This window comes from Desulfosporosinus sp. Sb-LF (assembly GCF_004766055.1).
In the GTDB taxonomy this organism is placed as follows: domain Bacteria; phylum Bacillota; class Desulfitobacteriia; order Desulfitobacteriales; family Desulfitobacteriaceae; genus Desulfosporosinus.
In genome coordinates this window covers 303,788-325,665 of sequence record NZ_SPQR01000005.1, presented here as the reverse complement: position 1 = coordinate 325,665, position 21,878 = coordinate 303,788, and the positions used below count along the sequence as shown (strand labels likewise).

Below are 21,878 nucleotides of genomic sequence, written 5' to 3'. Positions count from 1 at the left end.
TGAAAGGTGACTTTATGCGAAATTGGCAGGAAATGAATGCCTTAGCCTTAGCTTATTTGGGGGATGGAGTCTATGAACTTTGGGTTCGGACACATTTGCTAGAGATGGGGCATGAAAAGGTCAAGGAACTTCATAAACAAGCCATAAGTTATGTTCGTGCTAGTACTCAAGCTCAGATCTTACACGTCCTTTTGCCAGAACTCGACGAAGTTGAACACAGTGTCGTGCTGCGCGGACGAAATGCTAAAGGCGGGCATCCTAAGAATGTCGATGTCGTGACCTACCGTCATGCCACAGCGTTTGAAAGCTTAGTGGGATATTGGCACTTAAATGGACAAAAAGAACGCATGCAATGGGCGTTCAATAAAGTTGACGGCATGCTACAAGTAGGACCGATAAACCAGGCGGATACGGAGCAACTGAAGGAGAAGGGGGAGATAAATAATGCGAGTGGGTCTTATTCAGCACACACCTGATCCTGAAAAAGTAGTAGCAGCAGCTGCCCGCTTGTGCTATTCAGCAGACCCGGTAACCGATCTCTTGGAACGGTTAGAGGATGAAACGGTGGCGAGCTTTGTCTGCAAATTGCGTGCGATGGGCCATCTTTCTCCTTTCGAGCATGTGAGCTTTCAGTTTTCCATCGATGGGGTCTCAAGGGCTTTATCCCATCAGCTCGTGCGTCATAGAATAGCGAGTTATTCTCAGCGCTCACAACGCTATGTCAAAGAAAAAGGGTTTGAGTACGTCACTCCTCTAAGTGTGATGAAAGATCCTCTGGCTTTAGAACGTTTTGAAGCGGTTATGGCTCGTCTACAGGAGGACTATCAGGAGCTATTGAACTGTGTACCTGCTGAGGATGCCCGTTATGTCCTACCGAATGCCTGCACAACTTCATTAATGGCAACGTTTAATGCTCGATCTTTGTTAAATTTTTTTGAACATCGGACCTGTTTGAGGGCTCAATGGGAGATCCGGATCTTGGCGGAAAAGATGTTGGAGTTGGTAAGGGGTGTAGCACCTAATCTTTTTAGCGGATCAGGGCCGACCTGTATGACACAGGGTGTCTGTCACCAAGGTACTTATAGTTGTGGAAGATTAAAAACCCTTGAAGGAAAGAAGACGTGAACTCTATGAACGATGAAATGGTTTACGGGAAGAATCCCGTTTTAGAACTTCTGAAAAGCGGAAAGCCAGTGAATAAAGTCCTTTTTCTACAGGAAGGACCGAGTAGTGGGCGGAACCAGGATATTCTCTCAATGTTGCATGAACGGAGTATTCCTTATCAATTCGTGGATCGTCAGACCCTCGATCGGTTGACGAATCGAGAGCGGCACCAAGGGATGCTTGCTTATGTTGCCGCGAGGGAGTATGCCAGTCTAGAGGACATTCTTGCCGTAGCAGAGGAACGGCAAGAGGATCCATTTATCTTGATGCTCGACGAGATCGAAGACCCCCATAATCTGGGGGCATTACTGAGGACTGTGGACGCTGTTGGGGCTCATGGGGTCATTATTCCGAAACGGCGTAGTGTTACCTTAACGGGCACTGTCGCCAAAACATCCGCTGGGGCTGTTGAACATGTAGCAGTGGCACGTGTAGGCAATTTAGTCCAAACATTACAAGAACTGAAAAAAAAGGGTTGTTGGGTGTCCGGAGCTGAAGCGGGCGGAAAGGAAGCCTTTCAAGCAGATCTCACTGGCCCAAGAGTCATTGTCATTGGCAGCGAAGGAAAGGGGATAAGTCGGTTACTCAGAGAAACTTGTGATGAAATAGTAAGCTTACCGATGAGGGGCAAGGTCAGTTCGTTAAACGCCAGCGTTGCAGGGTCTGTGATGCTTTACGAAGTTCTTAGGCAGAGAACAAGTACGAGGTGCGAGGTGCGAGGCACGAAGCACGATTAAGACCTTGAGCCTTAAAACTCGTATTTTATAATTTCCAAAAGCTTAGCTTTCGTACAACTTCGAACCTTGTGCCTAGTACTTCGAGCTTCGAACTTTGCGAATAGCGACAGAACAACCAAAACTTCGCCTTGACGCTTTTCTTTAGGGTCGAGTATAATGAGAATGTTCTCGTGGACAAGGGCTAGGCGAGATTGCGTCTTCTTCATGACGACATTGTAGGGGGGATCAACTTGACTCTTCAAGCCCAACCAGAACTACCAGAGTGCGAAATCATCGACATAATTGTAGATGAAGAGGTGGTTGAGCTTGCCAAGGAAGGCGACGCTGCTGCACTAGAATACTTGATTAACAAATATAAGAACTTCGTTAGGGCCAAAGCACGTTCTTACTTTCTTATTGGAGCAGATCGTGAAGATATTATTCAAGAGGGTATGATCGGGCTCTACAAGGCAATTCGGGATTTTCGCGGAGACAAACTCTCTTCCTTTCGAGCTTTTGCAGAATTATGTATTACGCGCCAGATTATTACGGCGATCAAAACGGCGACCCGCCAGAAACATATTCCGCTTAACTCGTATGTTTCTCTTAATAAGCCCATCTATGATGAAGATTCTGATCGAACGTTGCTCGATGTTATTTCAGGGACCCGAATAACCGACCCCGAAGAACTTATTATTAGTCGAGAAGAATTTGACGACATTGAAGAAAAAATGGGCGAAATCCTCAGTTCCTTGGAGTGGAAAGTACTGATGTCTTACTTGGAAGGTAAGTCCTATCAAGAGATTGCAGTTGACTTGAGGAGACATGTAAAATCGATTGATAATGCGTTGCAGAGGGTGAAAAGGAAGCTTGAGCGTTACCTGGAACGGAGAGATGGATAATTTTACATGGAAATTCATAGATAAAAAACTTGCATTTCAAAAGAAGAAATGGTAGACTACATAAGTGCCCGGCAGTAACGAGTCTTTAAAGGCAAGTTACAATCGAGGTACGGATATGATGCCGACGTAGCTCAATTGGTAGAGCAGCTGATTTGTAATCAGCAGGTTGCGGGTTCGAGTCCCATCGCCGGCTCCATTTTAACTTAAGATTGTAGATGAAAATCTCAATCACTGCCTAAAAAGTGCATATTGATTTTGTAATAGTGCATAAAGAGATTTTGGGCAACTAAATCATTTTGACGCCGCGGGATGGAGCAGCGGTAGCTCGTCGGGCTCATAACCCGAAGGTCGTCGGTTCAAATCCGGCTCCCGCAACCAAGTTATATCAGACAGCATGGCTGTCTTTTTTATTATAAGATTTTATTCTTGACAGAGAAAATATCTTGTGATAAAGTATTATGAGTAATGGATAAAATACAGCGTCCTACCGTTGCCCGGGAGGTGTTCGTGAATGCGTGTTGGCATTATTTTAGCGTGTACGGATTGCAAGCACCGTAACTATGCTACGATCAAGAATAAGAAAAACAATCCTGATCGCTTGGAAGCTCAGAAGTTCTGCAAGTTTTGCAAAACCCATACTCTCCATAAGGAAACAAAGTAATTTTTTTTTGTAATGGTTTAGACTGTACGCCAGGAAGCGTTGTCACAGTGTCGATGGCATCGATGTCGTTTAAGGAAGTGAAGTGATGGGCGCGTTGAAAAAACCGGCCAATACTCAGCGACAGGCAGAAAAAGCGGCGGATTATTTCCGTGGGGTTTTGAGCGAATTAAAGAAGGTTCATTGGCCAAGCCGTAGACAGTTGCTTACCTACACAGGAGTTGTGTTTTTTGCGGTGGCGATTGTATCTATACTTATGTGGGTTGTTGATAGCGGCTTAAGTGCGGCCTTGAGCAAGTTAGTGCCTTAACCTATAGTTTCTGTGGCAGTGCCTGAGGAGGTCCATGAGAAATGGCAAAAGACTGGTTTGTTATCCACACATATTCTGGCTATGAGAACAAAGTGAAAATGAATCTTGAAAAACGAGTCGAATCCATGAACATGGAGGAAAAGATTTTCCGCGTACTTGTTCCGATGGAAGACGAGATTGAGTTTAAGAACGGGAAGCAGAAGATCACTAAACGTAAGGTGTATCCGGGCTACGTACTTGTCGAAATGGAATTAACTGATGATTCGTGGTACGTTGTGCGTAACACCCCAGGCGTTACAGGATTTGTAGGCACTGGAACGAAACCAATACCGTTACTCGACAGTGAAGTTGTTAAGATTCTTCAACAAATGGGGCTGGATGAGATTCACACTCGGGTTGATTTTGAAATTGATCAGAGTGTCCAGGTCACTGCCGGTCCGTTTAAGGACTTTGTTGGAGTGGTTCGGGAGATTCTCGCAGACAAAGGTAAACTACGTGTTGAGGTATCTATGTTTGGGAGAGAAACCCCTGTTGAATTGGAGTTTTCACAGGTTCAAAAACTCGATTAAAGTTGAAGTTTATCCTAATAAGGAGGTGTAATAACAATGGCAAAAAAAGTAATTGGGTTGGTAAAGTTAGCAATCACCGCGGGAAAGGCTACACCGGCACCTCCAGTTGGTCCAGCTCTTGGTCAGCATGGGGTTAATATTATGGCCTTCTGCAAAGAATACAATGAGCGCACCAAGGACCAAGCGGGGCTTATTATTCCAGTTGAGATTACCGTCTATGAAGATCGCTCCTTCACCTTTATTACCAAAACCCCACCGGCTGCAGTACTTCTTAAAAAGATGGCCAACATCAATTCGGGTTCTGCAGAGCCAAATCGTAAAAAGGTTGCCAGTGTCCCCAAATCGAAAGTGCGCGAAATCGCGGACATCAAGATGAAGGATCTGAATGCAGCGAGTATCGAAGCGGCAATGCGAATGATTGAAGGAACAGCTCGGAGCATGGGCATCGACATCGTCGAAGGATAAAAAATAGTTGTGGGAGGGCAAAGCCCGCATTACCACAAGGAGGTTAAAGAATGGCTAAGGTCGGTAAAAAGTATCAAGAGATTGTAAAATCGTTTGATCGCAACGCACTATATGAGCCCACAGAGGCATTGGCAATTGTAAAAACCAACGCAAAAGCAAAGTTTGATGAAACTGTAGAAGTTGCTTTTAAATTAGGCATTGACACCCGTCATGCGGACCAACAGATTCGTGGCGCGCTTGTGCTCCCGAATGGTACGGGCAATACTCGCTCGGTCCTGGTCTTTGCTAAAGGGGATAAGGCCAAAGAAGCAGAACTAGCTGGCGCTGACTTTGTCGGTGCAGAAGATATGATTGCAAAGATAGAGCAAGGCTGGTTCGGTTTTGAAGTTGTCGTTGCCACACCAGATATGATGGGGTTAGTCGGTAAGTTGGGCCGTGTATTGGGACCTAAGGGATTGATGCCGAACCCGAAAACTGGGACGGTTACTCCTGATGTTACTCGTGCGATCAAAGAAATCAAGGCTGGTAAGATTGAGTACCGTGCTGAGAAGTCGGGTATCATACATGCACCAATCGGTAAGGCATCATTTAGTGCAGATCAATTATTGGAGAACTATCGTGCGTTAGCGGAGACTTTGCTTAAGGCTAAGCCTGCTGCTGCAAAGGGTCAGTACATGCGAAGTGTCACAGTGTGCTCAACTATGAGTCCTGGCGTACGCATCAACCCTGCGAAAGCCCTCTAATTAGAAATTAATACTCTTGACAGTATCGCTTAAATGGGATACACTTACTAAGAATTGAATGATGTCCACTGTAGAAAGCAGGAGCCGAAAGGCTTAATGCCCTGCCGAGGTTGGAAGATACGCCGATAGATACTAATTTGGCATTCTTAACCTCTGCATATGCAGAGGTTTTTTGCTGGATTTATCTGAAGGAAGGAGGTAAACAGAATGCCCAATATCGAAGAAAAAAGTCAGGTTGTCTCAGAAATCAAGGAAAAGATGCAAAAATCCTCGGGGATCGTTTTAGCCGACTATCGCGGTTTAACAGTGGCTCAGGTGACTCAACTGCGTGCTCAATTGCGTCAAGCTGGAGTGGAGTACAAGGTATTGAAAAACACCCTTGTGCGCCGAGCTGCCAATGAACTAGGGGTAGAAGGTCTTGATTCATACCTCGAAGGACCGACTGCAGTGGCCTTCAGCGCTGATCCAGTTGCTCCTGCAAAAATCTTGATGGAGTTTGCGAAGGTCAATAAGCTTAAGACATTCAAGATTAAAGCCGGAGTCCTAGAAGGAAAAGTTATTGGTCCAGAGGGTGTTAAAGCTCTAGCGGATCTGCCTTCACGCGAAGTCCTACTTACTATGGTCGTGCGCGGTATGCAGGCTCCACTTGTTGGAATGGTCAATGTTCTTCAAGGACCGATCCGCAAAATGGGATATGCATTAGAAGAAGTGCGTAAACTCAAGGCGGCTCAATAATTTAATGATCAACTAAAAGCAAATAGCTTCTATATTTAAGGAGGAAATAAAAATGTCTAAAGTCAATGAAATTCTTGAATCCGTTAAAGGTTTAACTGTCCTCGAATTATCCGAACTCGTGAAAGCTTTTGAAGAAGAATTTGGTGTAAGTGCTGCTGCTCCCGTAGCTGTTGTAGCTGCTGGTGGTGCTGCTGCTGCTGAAGAAGTAGAAGAAAAAACAGAATTCGATGTTATCCTCACCAATTGCGGAGCTTCTAAAATCAACGTCATCAAAGTTGTCCGTGAAGTAACAGGCTTAGGTCTGAAAGAAGCTAAAGATCTTGTAGACAATGCTCCTAAAGCAGTCAAAGAGAAAGTTTCCAAAGACGATGCAGAAGCTTTGAAAGCTAAATTAACTGAAGCCGGTGCAACCGTCGAAGTTAAATAAGGGCTAGTTAAATAAAGAAGGTACTCTCTCGAGGAGGGTACCTTCTTTATTATCCAGATAATCACATAGGAATCAACCAACTGGTACACAAAATGTGGTTTCTTTTCTAAAAGTTTGATGGTAGAATTTCGCGCTTTGGTAGCAAGAAAGTACATTTTTACTTGACATAGTAACGTCAACTTGCTATAATCTATAAATGTTACTATGGGTGACTGGGATTTATTACTTAAAATGCCCAGAGTATGGTAAAGGTTCACAAGCATTGGAAAATAAGGAGATATATCTTGAGATTAACGCATGATGCATGCTGAAAGAACACCATAAACAGTGAAGCGAGGTTTTTTTAAAGGCCTTGCTTTTGGCTGTCTATGTCAATATATAATACCTCAATGAGAGGAAATCGCACTGAGGGGTGAAACGTAAATGTTCTATCCTGTTAAGGTTGGGACGCGGGAACGCTGGAGTTACTCCAGGATCCGGGAAGTCCTCGACATGCCAAATTTAATCGAAATTCAGCAGAACTCCTATCGTTGGTTTCTTGATGAAGGGTTGCGCGATATGTTTCGCGATATATCACCCATTCAGGACTTCACAGGCAATCTAGTTTTGGAATTTATTGACTACAGCCTAGGAGATGCTAAATATCAGGTCGAAGAGTGTAAGGAACGCGATGTCACGTATGCAGCGCCTTTACGAGTAAAGGTCCGCCTGATAAACAAAGAAACTGGGGAAGTGAAAGAACAGGAAGTCTTTATGGGGGATTTCCCGTTGATGACAGACAAAGGTACGTTTATTATTAACGGGGCCGAACGTGTCATCGTCAGCCAACTTGTACGTTCCCCAGGAGTGTATTATGCTGAACAAATTGATGCGAGCGGCAAGAAGCTGTTTGGAGCTACAGTAATTCCAAATCGTGGTGCATGGTTGGAATTTGAAACAGATGTTAATGATAACATCCATGTGAGAGTTGACCGAACTCGAAAACTACCAGGCACCGTACTTATTCGTGCCCTGGGTTATGCAAGCAATGGCCAGATTTTGGAATTGTTTAATGATAATGAATATATTCGCGCTACCTTAGAAAGAGACAACTCAGAGTCAACTGAAGAAGCTTTGGTTGAAATTTACAAACGGTTAAGACCAGGTGAACCTCCTACCGTCGACAGTGCACGATCATTACTTGAGGCGCTTTTCTTTGATGCTAAACGCTATGATCTGGCAAAAGTAGGTCGGTATAAACTCAATAAGAAATTGGGTCTGGATATTCCGATGGAAGTACGGCATTTGACTCGTGGGGATATCGTGGCAGCCGTCCAAAGGATGCTCGCTTTGATGAATGGTGAGGGACATAAGGATGACATCGACCATTTGGGAAATCGTAGGTTACGTTCGGTTGGAGAGCTTCTCCAAAACCAATTCCGAATTGGATTGTCCCGTATGGAACGCGTAGTGCGCGAGCGTATGACGATTCAAGACGTTGAAGTGATCACCCCTCAGGTCTTAATCAATATCAGACCTGTTGTAGCTGCAATCAAGGAGTTCTTTGGTAGCAGTCAGTTGTCGCAGTTTATGGATCAGACAAATCCTTTGGCTGAGTTAACGCATAAGCGTCGTTTGAGTGCCTTAGGACCTGGAGGATTGAGCAGAGAACGTGCCGGTTTTGAAGTGCGTGACGTTCACTTTTCTCACTACGGAAGAATGTGTCCGGTAGAGACTCCAGAAGGTCCCAACATTGGTTTGATTGGATCGTTAGCGACGTACGGACGTATTAATCCTTATGGCTTTATTGAAGCTCCTTACCGTATGGCGGATAAAGAAAATGGTCAAGTTACGGATGAAATCCATTACTTAACCGCAGACGAAGAAGAACAATTTGTCGTAGCACAGGCAAATGCTCCGCTTGATGAGAATGGTAAGTTCCTTGGAGATAAAATCGAGGCTCGTCATGGTCCAGACTTTGTTCTTGTGTCCCCAAACCACATCGATTACATGGACGTTTCTCCAAAACAAATGGTCTCCATTGCAACGGCTCTTATCCCGTTCTTGGAACACGATGATGCGAACCGAGCATTGATGGGTTCTAACATGCAGCGGCAGGCTGTACCCCTCTTACGTACAGATTCGCCTTACGTCGGGACAGGAATGGAGTACAAGACAGCCAAGGACTCGGGTGTTTGTGCAATTACCAAACAGGCTGGGGTTGTTGAGAGGTCGACCGCTGATGAAATCATAGTCCGTCATGATGATGGAACAACCGAGAAACATAAACTGCTCAAATATTCTCGCTCGAACCAAGGGACCTGCATAAACCAGCGCCCCATTGTTAACAAAGGGGAGATCGTTGAAGCTAACCAGATTATTGCGGATGGTCCATCGACTGACCATGGAGAACTTGCCTTAGGACGTAACGTCTTAGTGGCCTTCATGACTTGGGAAGGGTATAACTATGAGGATGCGATCCTCATTAGCGAAAAGCTCGTTCGAGAGGACTATTATACTTCAATCCATATCGAAGAGTATGAATCTGATGCGCGCGATACAAAGCTTGGTCCAGAAGAAATTACTCGTGACATCCCTAACGTTGGAGAGGATGTTTTAAAGGATCTTGATGAGCGTGGGATTATCCGTATTGGAGCTGAAGTGCGTCCAGGAGACATCCTGGTCGGAAAAGTTACGCCAAAAGGCGAAACAGAGCTTACAGCAGAGGAGCGTTTACTCCGTGCGATCTTCGGAGAAAAGGCGCGTGAGGTGCGTGATACCTCCCTGCGTGTGCCACATGGAGAAGCCGGGAAGATTGTTGATGTGAAGGTATTTACCCGCGAAAATGGAGATGAGTTATCTCCAGGTGTTAATCAGCTCGTTCGGGTTTATATCGCCCAAAAGCGGAAGATTTCTGTAGGAGACAAGGTTGCGGGTCGCCACGGAAATAAAGGGGTTATTTCGCGGATCATGCGTCAAGAGGACATGCCGTTTATGCCGGATGGAACACCGATTGAAATAGTTCTAAATCCGTTGGGCGTTCCTTCTCGAATGAATATCGGTCAGGTTCTGGAAACTCATCTAGGTCGGGCAGCGAAGGCATTGGGGATTCGTATTGCAACTCCAGTCTTTGACGGTGCCACAGAAGATGACATTTTTGAGACGTTGACGAAAGCTGGCCTTTCCAGCGATGGAAAGACGATACTATATGATGGGCGTACCGGAGATCCCTTTGACAGCAAGATCACTGTTGGATATATGTATGTTCTAAAACTTCACCATTTGGTGGACGATAAAATTCATGCACGTTCGACAGGACCATATTCTCTTGTGACTCAACAGCCGTTGGGTGGTAAAGCTCAGTTCGGTGGTCAGCGTTTTGGGGAAATGGAAGTTTGGGCGTTAGAAGCTTATGGAGCTGCTTATACTTTACAGGAGATATTAACGGTTAAATCGGACGATGTTGTTGGTCGTGTCAAGACGTACGAAGCAATCGTTAAAGGCGAAAACATTCCTGAACCAGGAATTCCAGAATCTTTTAAGGTATTAATTAAAGAAATGCAAAGTTTAGGACTAGATGTACGACTTTTAGCATCAGATGATCGGGAAATTGAGATTCATGATACCGATGAGGACATTACAGAAACTGCGAAGGAACTCGGCATTGATCTTCATGAGGAACTCCCAGCTCCGGTGACGCGTATAGTTGCCAGCACGGATGAGGAAGAGGAACTCGGTGTTGATGAAGAAGATCCGCTGGATGAATTAAATGTGGAAGTCCTTGAGGAAGAAGATATAGATCTTGGCGATCTCAAATAGTCCCCGGACGAAAGGAGCGATAAGGATTGCTAGACGTCAATAACTTCGACCGTATGCGTATTGGCTTAGCTTCTCCGGATATGATTCGTGAGTGGTCTTTTGGAGAGGTAAAGAAGCCTGAAACCATAAACTATCGGACCTTAAAGCCGGAACGAGAAGGTTTATTTTGCGAAAAAATCTTTGGCCCGACTCGGGACTGGGAATGCCACTGCGGAAAGTACAAACGTGTTCGATACAAAGGAATTGTTTGTGACCGTTGTGGAGTCGAAGTGACCCGTTCCAAAGTTCGACGCGAACGGATGGGACACATTGTGCTCGCTGCTCCGGTATCCCACATTTGGTACTTTAAAGGGATTCCGAGCCGGATGGGTTTGCTTTTAGATATGTCTCCTCGTTCGTTGGAAAAAGTCTTGTATTTTGTCTCTTATATTGTGACAGACTCAGGCGACACATCTCTGATGAAAAAGCAACTTTTAACTGAAACAGAGTATAGAGAATACCGTGATAAATACGGGGACAGTTTCAAGGCCAGTATGGGAGCTGAAGCAGTTAAAGAATTGCTCGAAGAGATGGACTTAGACAAACTTAATGACGAACTACGGGTTGAGTTAAAAGAAGTTTCGGGACAGCGGAAAATTCGTGCTATCCGCCGCCTCGAAGTTGTTGAGGCATTTAAAAGTTCTGGAAACCGTCCTGAGTGGATGATTATGGATGCCGTTCCAGTAATCCCTCCCGAACTGAGGCCAATGGTCCAATTGGATGGCGGACGCTTTGCAACGTCAGACCTTAATGATCTCTATCGTCGAGTTATTAATCGTAACAATCGTTTGAAGCGCCTTTTGGACCTCGGTGCTCCAGATATTATTGTGCGCAATGAGAAGCGGATGCTTCAAGAAGCAGTGGATGCCTTGATCGATAATGGTCGTCGTGGACGTCCTGTAACTGGTCCAGGTAATCGCCCACTTAAATCTCTAAGTGATATGTTAAAGGGGAAACAAGGGCGTTTTAGGCAAAACCTCTTAGGAAAACGCGTAGACTATTCCGGTCGTTCTGTTATCGTTGTCGGACCGTATCTTAAACTTCACCAGTGTGGTCTTCCTAAAGAAATGGCCTTAGAGCTTTTCAAGCCTTTTGTAATGAAAAAGCTTGTGAATGAGGGCCATGCCCACAATATTAAAAGTGCTAAACGTATGGTTGAGCGGGTGCGTCCTGAGGTTTGGGATGTTCTTGAAGAGGTTATTACAGCACATCCTGTCCTTCTTAATAGAGCCCCTACCCTTCACCGTTTGGGAATTCAGGCGTTTGAACCGATTCTGGTCGAAGGCCGTGCATTACAGATTCATCCGCTAGTTTGTACAGCTTATAACGCGGACTTTGACGGTGACCAAATGGCGGTACACGTTCCATTGTCTGCTGAGGCTCAGTCTGAAGCAAGATTGCTGATGTTGTCTGCCCACAATATCTTGAACCCCAAAGATGGACGGCCAGTGGCCACTCCAACCCAGGACATGGTTTTAGGATCTTACTACTTGACCATGGATCGTCCGGGGGCCTTTGGTGAAGGAAAAATATTCAAAGATTATGATGAGGCTGTATTAGCCTATGATACAAAAGAGGTTCACCTGCAAGCCACGATTAAAGTTCGCCGGGACGGGAAACTACTAGAAACAACAGTGGGCCGTTTAATTTTCAATTCCGTTATTCCTTCCGAAATCGGTTATTTTAACGAAGTTGTTGGTAAAAAGGGCCTCGGGGACATTGTGGCTAAGGCGTATCGAATTTGTGGTTATGAAGCCACAGCTACTTTACTAGATGGATTAAAGAGTCAAGGATTTAAATTCTCTACACGGGCAGGGATAACTGTTGGATTGACGGACATTACGGTTCCAGAAGAGAAGACAACGATTCTAGCCAACGCTGATGCCGCAGTTGCGAAAACTGAGCAACAATATCGGCGTGGTCTGATTACGGACGAAGAGAGATATAACCTTGTCATTGATACTTGGGCTAAAGCAACAAAAACTGTAACCCAAGCGTTAATGGATACTCTTAATCAGTTCAACCCAGTGTATATGATGGCTACTTCAGGTGCTCGGGGTAATATCCAACAACTGAGGCAATTAGCTGGGATGCGGGGACTTATGGCAGATCCATCCGGTCGTACCATCGAGTTACCAATTAAAGCTAATTTCCGTGAAGGGCTAACCGTATTAGAATACTTTATTTCCTCTCATGGCGCTCGGAAGGGTCTTGCGGATACAGCTTTACGGACTGCTGACTCTGGTTATCTGACACGTCGTTTGGTTGATGTATCTCAAGATGTAATTGTGCGTGAAGAAGACTGCGGAACGCCGAATGGCATCATGGTAGAAGATATTAAGGATGGTCCAGAGATTATTGAGCCATTGGAAGATCGACTCGTTGGCCGCTTTGTGCTTGAAGAGCTGCATCATCCCAAAACAGGAGAATTACTGGCTTCACCTGAAACTGAAATAACAGAAGAACAGGCCGTTGATATTGCGAAAAATTTCGAGTCTGCTATTATCCGTTCGGTTCTTACCTGTAAGTCACGCTATGGCGTTTGCAAGAGGTGTTATGGCCGAAACCTTGCAACGGGTCGACCAGTTGAAATGGGCGAAGCAGTAGGAATTATCGCAGCTCAATCCATTGGAGAACCTGGAACTCAGCTCACCATGCGTACGTTCCATACTGGTGGTGTTGCAGGAGATGACATTACGCAAGGTCTTCCGCGGGTAGAAGAGCTTTTTGAAGCGCGTAAACCTAAAGGGCAAGCGATTATCTCAGAAGCGATTGGGAAGGTATCAATCAGTGAAGTCAAAGGACGACGCGAAGTGGATCTCCTGACTGAAAATGAGGAGCATATCATCTATACCATTCCTTACGGCTCACGACTCAGTGTTAAAGAAGGCCAGATGGTCGAAGCGGGCGATGAGTTGACAGAAGGAAGTATTAATCCTCATGATATGCTAAAAGTCAAAGGTCAACGAGGGGTTCAGGTCTATCTTTTAGGGGAAGTTCAGCGTGTATATCGACTTCAAGGGGTGGATATCAATGATAAACATATCGAGGTCATGGTACGCCAAATGTTACGTAAGGTGAAAATCGATGATGCCGGAGATACAACTTTACTCCCAGGTGGTCTCATTGATGTCTTTCAATTTGAAGAAGAAAATATACGGGCCATTGGTGCAGGTGGAGAGCCTGCAGTAGCACACCCAGTGCTTTTGGGAATCACCAAAGCCTCCCTGGCAACCGATTCTTTCCTCTCTGCGGCTTCGTTCCAAGAAACAACGAGGGTGTTAACGGAAGCGGCTATCAAAGGAAAAGTCGATCCACTACTCGGCCTCAAAGAAAATGTAATCATTGGGAAGCTAATCCCCGCCGGAACAGGGATGTCTAGGTATCGTAATATAAAAACTCTAGAAACAATTTAAACACAATTATTGACACTCTAGTACTCAAATGCTAAACTACAATAGTGTGATTAAGGGGGAAAGCATTTTGATGCTTGATGAAACCTTCAAAACCGCCAAACAAAAAACAGTTGGGTTTAAACAAACCCAACGAGCCCTGGAAAAAGGGCTCGTACGGCGTGTATATATGGCGAACGATGCTGAAACGCATATAGTTCGTCCCATACGTGAATCGTGTATAAGCCATCAGGTGGAGTGCATTGAGGTTCCGACAATGAAGGAACTGGGAAAAGCGTGTGGGATAGAAGTAGGTACAGCAGTAGCAGCCATATTGGAAGACTAATGACCCGTTAAGAATTCATACGCACATATTGCAGAGTTTGGAATTGCTTGCTAAATGCTGCTGCAAGCAATTCCTTGTATATTGATCTGATCAGAAAGGAGGTGGAGACATGCCGACGATTAACCAACTCATTCGTAATGGACGTGCCTCAGCCGCGAAAAAGTCAACTGCTCCAGCATTACAGTGGGGTTATAACTCTCTAAAGCGCAAGCAATATCCGTCAGGAGGATCCTCACAAAAACGTGGAGTTTGTATAAGGGTTTATACCACTACCCCTAAAAAACCTAACTCCGCACTCCGAAAAGTAGCTCGTGTTCGTTTAAGTAATTCGCTTGAAGTTACGGCTTATATTCCAGGAATCGGACACAACTTACAAGAGCACTCCGTGGTTTTAATCCGTGGTGGTCGTATTAAAGACCTTCCAGGCGTACGTTATCACGTCATTCGTGGTGCCTTGGACACAACTGCTGTTCAAAAGCGCGCACAAGGACGCTCGAAATACGGTGCAAAACGTCCGAAAAAGGCCTAAGCTAGACAGCAATTTAAAATAGGATACAAAGGAGGGAAATTTATGCCACGTAAAGGATATGTTGCGAAACGCGAAGTTCTGCCTGATCCAATATACAAGAACCAAACCGTCACGAAGTTTATCAATCAGATTATGTTAGATGGTAAAAAGGGAACGGCAGAGGCTATTTGCTACAGCGCATTTAATATGATTCAGGAAAAGTCTGGTAAGGACCCACTTGAAGTCTTTGGCACTGCTTTGAAAAACGTTATGCCAGTTCTCGAAGTAAAAGCTCGCCGCGTAGGTGGGGCTAATTATCAAGTTCCTATTGAAGTTCGCGCAGATCGTCGCTCGACACTTGCACTGCGTTGGCTTGTTGCGCAGGCTCGTAAGCGCGGCGAGAAAACGATGCAAGAAAAGATTGCTGGTGAATTGCTCGATGCCTCCAATAATACTGGTGGTTCTGTCAAAAAGAAAGAAGATATGCACAAAATGGCCGAGGCTAATAAGGCTTTTGCGCATTACAAATGGTAGTTTGAGGCACACTGAGTTTGACAGAAAGGGGGAATAACAGTGGCAAGGCAATTTTCACTAGAAAATACGCGTAATATCGGGATTATGGCTCATATTGACGCGGGGAAAACAACGACCACCGAACGCATACTCTTTTACACTGGACGAGTGCATAAAATTGGGGAAGTTCATGATGGTGCTGCAACAATGGACTGGATGGTTCAGGAGCAAGAACGCGGTATCACTATTACTTCTGCTGCTACAACCTGCCAATGGAAGAGTAATCGTATTAACATTATCGACACACCAGGGCACGTGGACTTTACTGTAGAAGTTGAACGCTCATTGCGTGTACTCGACGGAGCAGTGGCTGTGTTCTGTTCTGTCGGCGGGGTTGAACCTCAATCTGAAACTGTTTGGCGTCAAGCAGATAAATACAAGGTTCCACGTGTTGCTTTTATTAACAAGATGGATCGCTTGGGTGCTGATTTTTTCCGTGGCGTTTCGATGATTGCTGACAGATTGGGTGCTAACCCTATCCCGCTTCAGTTGCCGATCGGCAGCGAAGAAAATTTCAAGGGGATTGTGGATCTGGTGACGATGACATCTACAGTCTACACGGATGATTTGGGCACAACGGAAGATCACAATGTCATTCCTGAAGATTTAGTCGAACTTGCCAAAGAGTATCGTGAGAAACTGGTTGAAGCAGTCGCTGAAACAAGTGAAGAACTCATGATGAAATATCTCGAAGGTGTAGAAATTTCCGAACAGGAAATTCGTGCCGGCATTCGTCGTGGAGTAATCGGAAATAAATTTATTCCGGTTCTTTGCGGGTCTGCGTTTAAGAACAAAGGGGTTCAGCCGTTGCTCGACGCAGTTGTCGACTACATGCCCTCTCCCTTGGACGTACCACCCATTAATGGGGTACATCCGGATACCGGGGCGGAAGACCATAGAACAGCCTCTGATACTGAAGCCTTCTCGGCCTTGGCCTTTAAGATCATGGCTGACCCATTCGTGGGTAAATTGGCATTTTTCAGGGTCTATTCTGGAGTGTTAGCTTCTGGTTCTTACGTGTACAATTCGACTAAAGGCAAGCGTGAGCGCGTTGGTCGGATACTTCAAATGCACGCCAATCACCGTGAAGATATTCAAGAAGTGCGTTCTGGTGACATTGCTGCCGCCGTGGGTTTAAAAGATACAACTACAGGTGATACCTTGTGTGATGAGAAGACACCAATCGTTCTCGAAAAGATGGTGTTCCCAGAGCCAGTTATCGACGTAGCAATCGAACCTAAGACGAAAGCCGACCAAGAAAAAATGGGCGGAGCACTCGCTCGACTCGCAGAAGAGGACCCGACATTTAGAATGCATACAGATCAGGAGACGGGGCAGACAATTATTGCTGGTATGGGTGAACTGCATCTAGAAATTATTGTTGACCGTTTACAACGAGAATTCAAAGTCCAATGCGATGTAGGACGCCCGCAAGTTGCTTATAAAGAAACTATTCGACGTACGGTTAAATCCGAAGGGAAATTTGTTCGCCAGTCTGGTGGTCGTGGTCAATACGGACACTGTTGGGTCGAACTTACTCCTCTTGAACCCGGAAGCGGTTTTGAGTTTGTTAACAAAGTGGTCGGAGGTGTTATTCCAAGAGAATACATCAACCCGATCGGCGCCGGTATTGAAGAAGCCTTACAAAATGGTATTCTTGCTGGTTATCCAGTACTTGACATTCGAGCTACCGTGTATGATGGTTCATATCACGATGTCGACTCTTCAGAAATGGCATTTAAGATTGCTGGATCTATGGCTTTTAAAGCTGGTGCCCTCAAGGCTGACCCTGCAATTATTGAGCCAGTGATGAAAGTTGAAGTAACTGTTCCTGAGGAATACATGGGTGATGTTATTGGAGATATTAGCTCACGCCGTGGACGTATTGAAGGAATGGAAGCACGTGGAAATACACAGGTTGTCCGCGGATTTGTACCGCTGTCCGAAATGTTTGGCTATTCTACCGATCTACGGTCAGCCACACAAGGGCGTGGAGTTTATGTGATGCAATTTGACCACTATGAAGAAGTACCAAAGGGCATTGCAGATGGCATTATTGCCAAGCGCCAAGGATCTTAAGCGAGTTCGAGGTTCGTGGTTCGAAGTTCGATCATCGAAATCTCACTGATTTATAGAGTGACTTAATTTTAAAGGAGTGAAAAAAATGGGAAAAGCAAAGTATGAACGTACAAAACCACACGTTAATGTTGGAACCATTGGCCACGTTGACCATGGTAAGACTACTACAACGGCTGCAATTACCGTTGTACTCTCAAAAACTGGTGGTGCTGTGGCAACGGCATTTGACCAAATCGACAAAGCTCCAGAAGAGCGCGAGCGTGGAATCACCATTTCTACTGCACACGTTGAGTATGAGACCGAGAACCGCCACTATGCACACGTTGACTGCCCAGGCCACGCTGACTATGTTAAAAACATGATCACTGGTGCTGCTCAGATGGACGGCGCGATCCTCTGTGTTTCCGCTGCAGACGGTCCTATGCCACAAACTCGTGAACACATCCTCTTGGCTCGCCAAGTTGGTGTTCCTAGCATTGTAGTTTGGCTCAACAAATCAGATATGGTTGATGATGCAGAGCTACTAGAACTCGTTGAAATGGAAATTCGCGAACTCTTAAGCATGTATGAGTTCGATGGTGACAATGTTCCCATCGTTCCAGGTTCAGGTCTTAAGGCTCTTCAATGTGGTTGCGGACAACGTGACTGCGAATGGTGCGGTAAGATTTGGAATTTGATGGATGCTGTTGATTCCTACATTCCGACTCCTGAACGCGACACTGATAAGCCTTTCTTGATGCCTATCGAGGATGTATTCACGATCACCGGACGTGGTACTGTTGCTACAGGTCGTGTTGAACGTGGACGAGTCAAAGTAGGGGACGAAGTTGAAATCGTTGGTTTGACTGATGTTTCTCGTAAAACCGTTGTTACTGGTGTAGAAATGTTCCGTAAACTCTTGGATCAAGCTCAAGCGGGTGATAACATCGGTGCGCTCCTTCGTGGTGTTGAGCGTAAAGATATCGAACGTGGACAAGTTCTGGCCAAGACGGGATCTATTAAGCCTCATACAAAGTTCTCTGGTGAGGTTTATATCCTGAATAAAGAAGAGGGCGGACGTCATACTCCATTTTTCCACAACTATCGCCCTCAATTCTACTTCCGTACAACGGATGTTACGGGTGTTATCACTCTTCCAGAAGGCACCGAAATGGTTATGCCAGGTGACCGTGTAACAATTGATGTTGAACTTATCACTCCAATTGCTATGGAAGAAGGACTTCGCTTTGCTATCCGTGAGGGTGGCCGTACTGTTGGATCAGGAATTGTTGCCAAAGTTAATGCATAATTGAACACTTCTAGAGGATTTAGATAGAGGGGAAGAAACTCTTCTCCTCTACAGAAGAAGTCGGATAATGGTGCGCTGGTTCATTGAGTGTAGTTTACTCTTCCGGCTACCGGCATCGGACTTCTGATTTCTGCTATGGCGTAAAAGGTTGCTGGCCAGGTGACTCCGCTTGAACCAGGGAATTTTTACGTTTTTAACCCGTATAACGGGAATTATGAGGAGGTAGGTATTTAGTTATGAGCCAAAAAATCAGGATCCGTCTTAAGGCATTTGATCACAAAACTCTTGACCAATCAGCAGAACGCATTGTAGAAACTGCAAAGCGTACAGGCGCGCAGGTCAGTGGACCGATTCCTCTACCGACTGAGAAAAGCATATACACCATTCTACGCTCTCCTCACGTCAATAAAGATTCTCGGGAACAGTTTGAAATGCGCACTCATAAACGACTGATTGATATCCTCGAGCCTACACCTAAAACGGTGGATGCACTGATGCGTTTAGACTTACCAGCTGGCGTCGACATCGAAATCAAGCTCTAAGTAGTAAATTTGTTACTATTATGAGTAGCCAAACGTCACATCATGTGATATACTATCGTTATGTTTGTTGCGTGAAACACCCGGTAGCGTGGAGTAGCTGCCGATAAGTCACTAACAAAAATAAATAAAACGACGCTCTCGTGCTCCAGAAAGATCTGGCGCACTTCAAAGCGTTCAGGAGGTGGCATTCGTGTCAAAAGGAATTTTAGGGAAAAAGGTCGGCATGACTCAAATTTTCACTGCAGAAGGGCGTGTAGTCCCGGTCACAGTCGTCGAGGCAGGCCCATGTCCAGTTGTGCAGAAGAAAACTGTAGCGACTGATGGCTACAACGCTATTCAACTTGGCTTCTCAATGCTTCGCGATGGCTTAAGTAATAAGCCGCGAAAAGGACATTTCCAGAAAGCATCGCTTAAACCGATGCGGTATGTTCGTGAGTTTAAAGTTAATGACGTCGATAGCTATGAAATCGGCCAAGAAGTATTAGTGGATCTGTTTACAGTTGGCGACAAGATTGATGTCGTTGGGACATCAAAGGGTAAGGGCTTCGCTGGAATGATTAAGCGTCATAACGCTAGTCGTGGACCAATGGCGCACGGTTCGAAGTATCATCGTCGTTCAGGTTCCCTTGGCGCGAAGGGCCCAGCTCGAGTATTTAAAGGTCGTGAACTGCCCGGACGTATGGGTGGCGAACGTGTAACAGTACAAAACCTGGAAGTTGTCCGGGTTGATATGGATAAAAACCTAATTTTGATCAGGGGATCTGTCCCAGGAGCGAATAAATCGTTGCTCATTCTGAAGCCTTCTGTCAAGGCGAAGTAACACTGAGAAAGGAGGAATAAGCAATGCCGAAAGTTCAAGTGTTAAATATGCAAGGCGCTTCGGTCGGAGAAATCGAACTTAGCGAAAGTGTATTTGGAATAACTCCAAACGTCCACGTTCTTCATTCTGCTGTTGTATCTCAACTTGCATCAGCTAGGAGAGGCACACAATCCGCCTTGTTACGCGGTGAAGTGCGCGGAGGTGGACGAAAACCATGGCGTCAAAAAGGTACAGGACGTGCACGTTCTGGTAGTACGCGTTCTCCATTGTGGAGAGGCGGCGGTGTTATATTCGCACCTAAACCACGTAAATACGGCTTCAAATTACCTAAAAAAGTTCGCCGATTGGCTTTGCACTCGGCACTCTCTTCGAAAGTTATGGAGCAACAGTTGATTGTCCTGGATGTTCTGAGCATGGGTGAAGCAAAAACTCGTGAAATGGTTAAAGTGCTCAAGGCACTTCATGCAGACAAGAAAGCTATGATCGTAATGGATGATGTTGATGAGGCGGTGCTTCGTTCCGCTCGCAATATAGTGGGTGTAAAGGCAACTGATGTTGCTGGGATGAATGTTTATGACATACTACATTATGATGTGCTCGTGATGACCAAAGCTGCAGTAACAAAAACAGAGGAGGTGTTAGCGTAATGCGCGACGCACGAGATGTCCTCAAAAGTCCCGTAATCTCTGAGAAGTCTGTTGGACTTGTCGAGGAAAATAAATACACCTTCTGGGTAAATCCTGCTGCAAACAAAATCGAAATCAAAGCAGCGGTAGAAAAGATGTTCAAGGTTTCGGTTGTCGAACTCCGTACAGTCAGTGTAAAAGGTAAAAAGAAACGGGTAGGCAAGTATCTTGGAAAAACATCTGACCGCAAAAAAGCGATTGCTACGCTTAAAGCTGGAGATAAGATTGATAACTACGCGGGTCTGTAAGAAAGCTTGAAGCAAAGGAGGAAAATGAAAATTCATGGCATTGAAATCATTTAAACCGACATCTCCAAGTCGTCGGAATATGACTGTTTCGACGTTTGAAGAAATCACCAGAACTGAGCCTGAACGCTCCTTAGTCAAGCCTTTGACCAAAAAGGCAGGCCGGAACAACGATGGACGATTGAGTGTTCGTCACCAAGGCGGCGGACATAAAAAAATGTACCGTGTCATTGACTTTAAACGGAATAAAGATGGTATTCCTGCTCGTGTAGCTAGCATCGAATATGATCCGAACCGTTCGGCCAATATAGCCTTATTGTTCTATCAAGATGGCTTAAAAACCTATATCTTAGCTCCTAATGGGCTAAAAGTGGATCAAATGGTAGTTTCCGGCCCAGATGCCGACATCAAAGTTGGAAACACGTTACCACTGCAAAATATTCCTGTGGGTACCTTGCTACACAATATTGAGATGAAACCTGGCAAAGGGGCGCAAATGGTGCGTAGTGCTGGCGGTTCTGCTCAACTGATGGCGAAGGAAGGCTCTTACGCAACTTTACGACTTCCGTCCGGTGAAATGCGTATGATTCGAATTGAATGCCGTGCAACCATTGGACAAGTTGGTAACTTAGACCACGAGAACATTAATATCGGTAAAGCGGGAAGATCACGCTGGATGGGCATTCGTCCAACAGTTCGTGGTTCCGTTATGAATCCTTGTGACCATCCACATGGTGGTGGTGAAGGCCGTAACTCGATCGGTCGTAACCCTGTTACTCCTTGGGGTAAACCAGCACTTGGAGCTAAGACTCGGAAAAAGAAAAATCCGTCGAATCGCTTTATTGTGAAACGGCGCAGTAAGTAGTCGAAAGG

23 protein-coding genes, 2 tRNA genes and 1 other annotated feature are annotated in these 21,878 nt (G+C 45.4%); all 25 genes read left to right on the top strand.

Features of this window, described 5'->3' with window-relative positions; translation table 11 throughout:
* The first annotated feature begins 14 nt into the window (after nt 1-14).
* The 25 genes from E4K68_RS09770 (at nt 15) to rplB (ending at nt 21,870) form a co-directional block, all read left to right on the top strand.
* The gene (locus tag E4K68_RS09770; RefSeq protein ID WP_243450318.1) at nt 15-476 is read left to right on the top strand and encodes a ribonuclease III domain-containing protein; all 462 of its coding nucleotides are present in this window, start codon (nt 15-17) and stop codon (nt 474-476) included.
* Entirely contained in the window at nt 445-1,125 is a 681-nt protein-coding gene (thyX, locus tag E4K68_RS09765; RefSeq protein WP_135378733.1) for an FAD-dependent thymidylate synthase, read from the top strand. Before E4K68_RS09770 ends, thyX begins: the two co-directional genes overlap by 32 nt.
* Nucleotides 1,126-1,130: 5 nt before the next feature.
* Nucleotides 1,131-1,901 (top strand): 23S rRNA (guanosine(2251)-2'-O)-methyltransferase RlmB, encoded by a 771-nt coding sequence (gene rlmB, locus E4K68_RS09760; protein ID WP_135378732.1) that lies wholly within the window; start codon nt 1,131-1,133, stop codon nt 1,899-1,901.
* Nucleotides 1,902-2,131: 230 nt separating this feature from the next.
* Nucleotides 2,132-2,782: an RNA polymerase sporulation sigma factor SigH gene (gene sigH / locus E4K68_RS09750; RefSeq protein WP_135378730.1), complete on the top strand. Its 651-nt coding sequence runs from the start codon at nt 2,132-2,134 to the stop codon at nt 2,780-2,782.
* A 120-nt stretch (nt 2,783-2,902) separates the two neighbouring features.
* Nucleotides 2,903-2,978 (top strand) — tRNA-Thr (locus E4K68_RS09745).
* A 107-nt stretch (nt 2,979-3,085) separates the two neighbouring features.
* Nucleotides 3,086-3,160, top strand: a tRNA-Met gene (locus E4K68_RS09740).
* A 133-nt stretch (nt 3,161-3,293) separates the two neighbouring features.
* A complete protein-coding gene (gene rpmG, locus E4K68_RS09735) occupies nt 3,294-3,443 on the top strand; it encodes a 50S ribosomal protein L33 (protein WP_009617633.1) in 150 nt (49 codons plus the stop codon).
* 85 nt (nt 3,444-3,528) lie between these two features.
* Nucleotides 3,529-3,750 carry a preprotein translocase subunit SecE gene (gene secE, locus E4K68_RS09730; RefSeq protein WP_135378729.1) on the top strand — a complete coding sequence of 74 codons (222 nt, stop codon included), beginning with the start codon at nt 3,529-3,531 and terminating at the stop codon, nt 3,748-3,750.
* A gap of 41 nt (nt 3,751-3,791) precedes the next feature.
* Nucleotides 3,792-4,319, top strand: a complete 528-nt coding sequence (gene nusG, locus E4K68_RS09725) for a transcription termination/antitermination protein NusG (RefSeq protein WP_135378728.1) — start codon at nt 3,792-3,794, stop codon at nt 4,317-4,319.
* Nucleotides 4,320-4,355: 36 nt separating this feature from the next.
* Entirely contained in the window at nt 4,356-4,784 is a 429-nt protein-coding gene (gene rplK, locus E4K68_RS09720) for a 50S ribosomal protein L11 (RefSeq protein ID WP_135378727.1), read from the top strand.
* A 50-nt stretch (nt 4,785-4,834) separates the two neighbouring features.
* On the top strand, nt 4,835-5,527 hold the full coding sequence (rplA, locus tag E4K68_RS09715; RefSeq protein WP_135378726.1) for a 50S ribosomal protein L1: 693 nt from the start codon (nt 4,835-4,837) through the stop codon (nt 5,525-5,527).
* Nucleotides 5,528-5,577: 50 nt separating this feature from the next.
* Nucleotides 5,578-5,710, top strand: a sequence feature (ribosomal protein L10 leader region).
* A gap of 24 nt (nt 5,711-5,734) precedes the next feature.
* Nucleotides 5,735-6,262, top strand: coding sequence for a 50S ribosomal protein L10 (gene rplJ / locus E4K68_RS09710; RefSeq protein WP_135378725.1), 528 nt, complete (start codon nt 5,735-5,737; stop codon nt 6,260-6,262).
* 52 nt (nt 6,263-6,314) lie between these two features.
* Nucleotides 6,315-6,689, top strand: a complete 375-nt coding sequence (gene rplL, locus E4K68_RS09705; RefSeq protein WP_135378724.1) for a 50S ribosomal protein L7/L12 — start codon at nt 6,315-6,317, stop codon at nt 6,687-6,689.
* A gap of 423 nt (nt 6,690-7,112) precedes the next feature.
* Complete coding sequence (rpoB, locus tag E4K68_RS09700) at nt 7,113-10,487, top strand: DNA-directed RNA polymerase subunit beta (RefSeq protein WP_135378723.1); 3,375 nt, start codon at nt 7,113-7,115, stop codon at nt 10,485-10,487.
* A gap of 26 nt (nt 10,488-10,513) precedes the next feature.
* The gene (rpoC, locus tag E4K68_RS09695; RefSeq protein ID WP_135378722.1) at nt 10,514-13,942 is read left to right on the top strand and encodes a DNA-directed RNA polymerase subunit beta'; all 3,429 of its coding nucleotides are present in this window, start codon (nt 10,514-10,516) and stop codon (nt 13,940-13,942) included.
* Between the two features lie 70 nt (nt 13,943-14,012).
* On the top strand, nt 14,013-14,264 hold the full coding sequence (locus E4K68_RS09690; protein ID WP_135378773.1) for a ribosomal L7Ae/L30e/S12e/Gadd45 family protein: 252 nt from the start codon (nt 14,013-14,015) through the stop codon (nt 14,262-14,264).
* Nucleotides 14,265-14,373: 109 nt separating this feature from the next.
* Nucleotides 14,374-14,793, top strand: coding sequence for a 30S ribosomal protein S12 (gene rpsL, locus E4K68_RS09685; RefSeq protein WP_135378721.1), 420 nt, complete (start codon nt 14,374-14,376; stop codon nt 14,791-14,793).
* Nucleotides 14,794-14,835: 42 nt separating this feature from the next.
* Entirely contained in the window at nt 14,836-15,306 is a 471-nt protein-coding gene (gene rpsG, locus E4K68_RS09680) for a 30S ribosomal protein S7 (protein WP_135378720.1), read from the top strand.
* Nucleotides 15,307-15,345: 39 nt separating this feature from the next.
* Nucleotides 15,346-17,424: an elongation factor G gene (fusA, locus tag E4K68_RS09675; RefSeq protein ID WP_135378719.1), complete on the top strand. Its 2,079-nt coding sequence runs from the start codon at nt 15,346-15,348 to the stop codon at nt 17,422-17,424.
* A gap of 85 nt (nt 17,425-17,509) precedes the next feature.
* A complete protein-coding gene (tuf, locus tag E4K68_RS09670) occupies nt 17,510-18,712 on the top strand; it encodes an elongation factor Tu (protein ID WP_135378718.1) in 1,203 nt (400 codons plus the stop codon).
* A gap of 236 nt (nt 18,713-18,948) precedes the next feature.
* Nucleotides 18,949-19,254 carry a 30S ribosomal protein S10 gene (gene rpsJ / locus E4K68_RS09665; RefSeq protein WP_007778414.1) on the top strand — a complete coding sequence of 102 codons (306 nt, stop codon included), beginning with the start codon at nt 18,949-18,951 and terminating at the stop codon, nt 19,252-19,254.
* A 190-nt stretch (nt 19,255-19,444) separates the two neighbouring features.
* Nucleotides 19,445-20,074 carry a 50S ribosomal protein L3 gene (gene rplC, locus E4K68_RS09660; protein WP_135378717.1) on the top strand — a complete coding sequence of 210 codons (630 nt, stop codon included), beginning with the start codon at nt 19,445-19,447 and terminating at the stop codon, nt 20,072-20,074.
* Nucleotides 20,075-20,097: 23 nt separating this feature from the next.
* Entirely contained in the window at nt 20,098-20,721 is a 624-nt protein-coding gene (gene rplD, locus E4K68_RS09655; protein WP_135378716.1) for a 50S ribosomal protein L4, read from the top strand.
* The gene (gene rplW / locus E4K68_RS09650) at nt 20,721-21,008 is read left to right on the top strand and encodes a 50S ribosomal protein L23 (RefSeq protein ID WP_135378715.1); all 288 of its coding nucleotides are present in this window, start codon (nt 20,721-20,723) and stop codon (nt 21,006-21,008) included. Before rplD ends, rplW begins: the two co-directional genes overlap by 1 nt.
* A 34-nt stretch (nt 21,009-21,042) precedes the next feature.
* Entirely contained in the window at nt 21,043-21,870 is an 828-nt protein-coding gene (gene rplB / locus E4K68_RS09645; protein ID WP_135378714.1) for a 50S ribosomal protein L2, read from the top strand.
* The last annotated feature ends 8 nt before the right edge of the window (nt 21,871-21,878 follow it).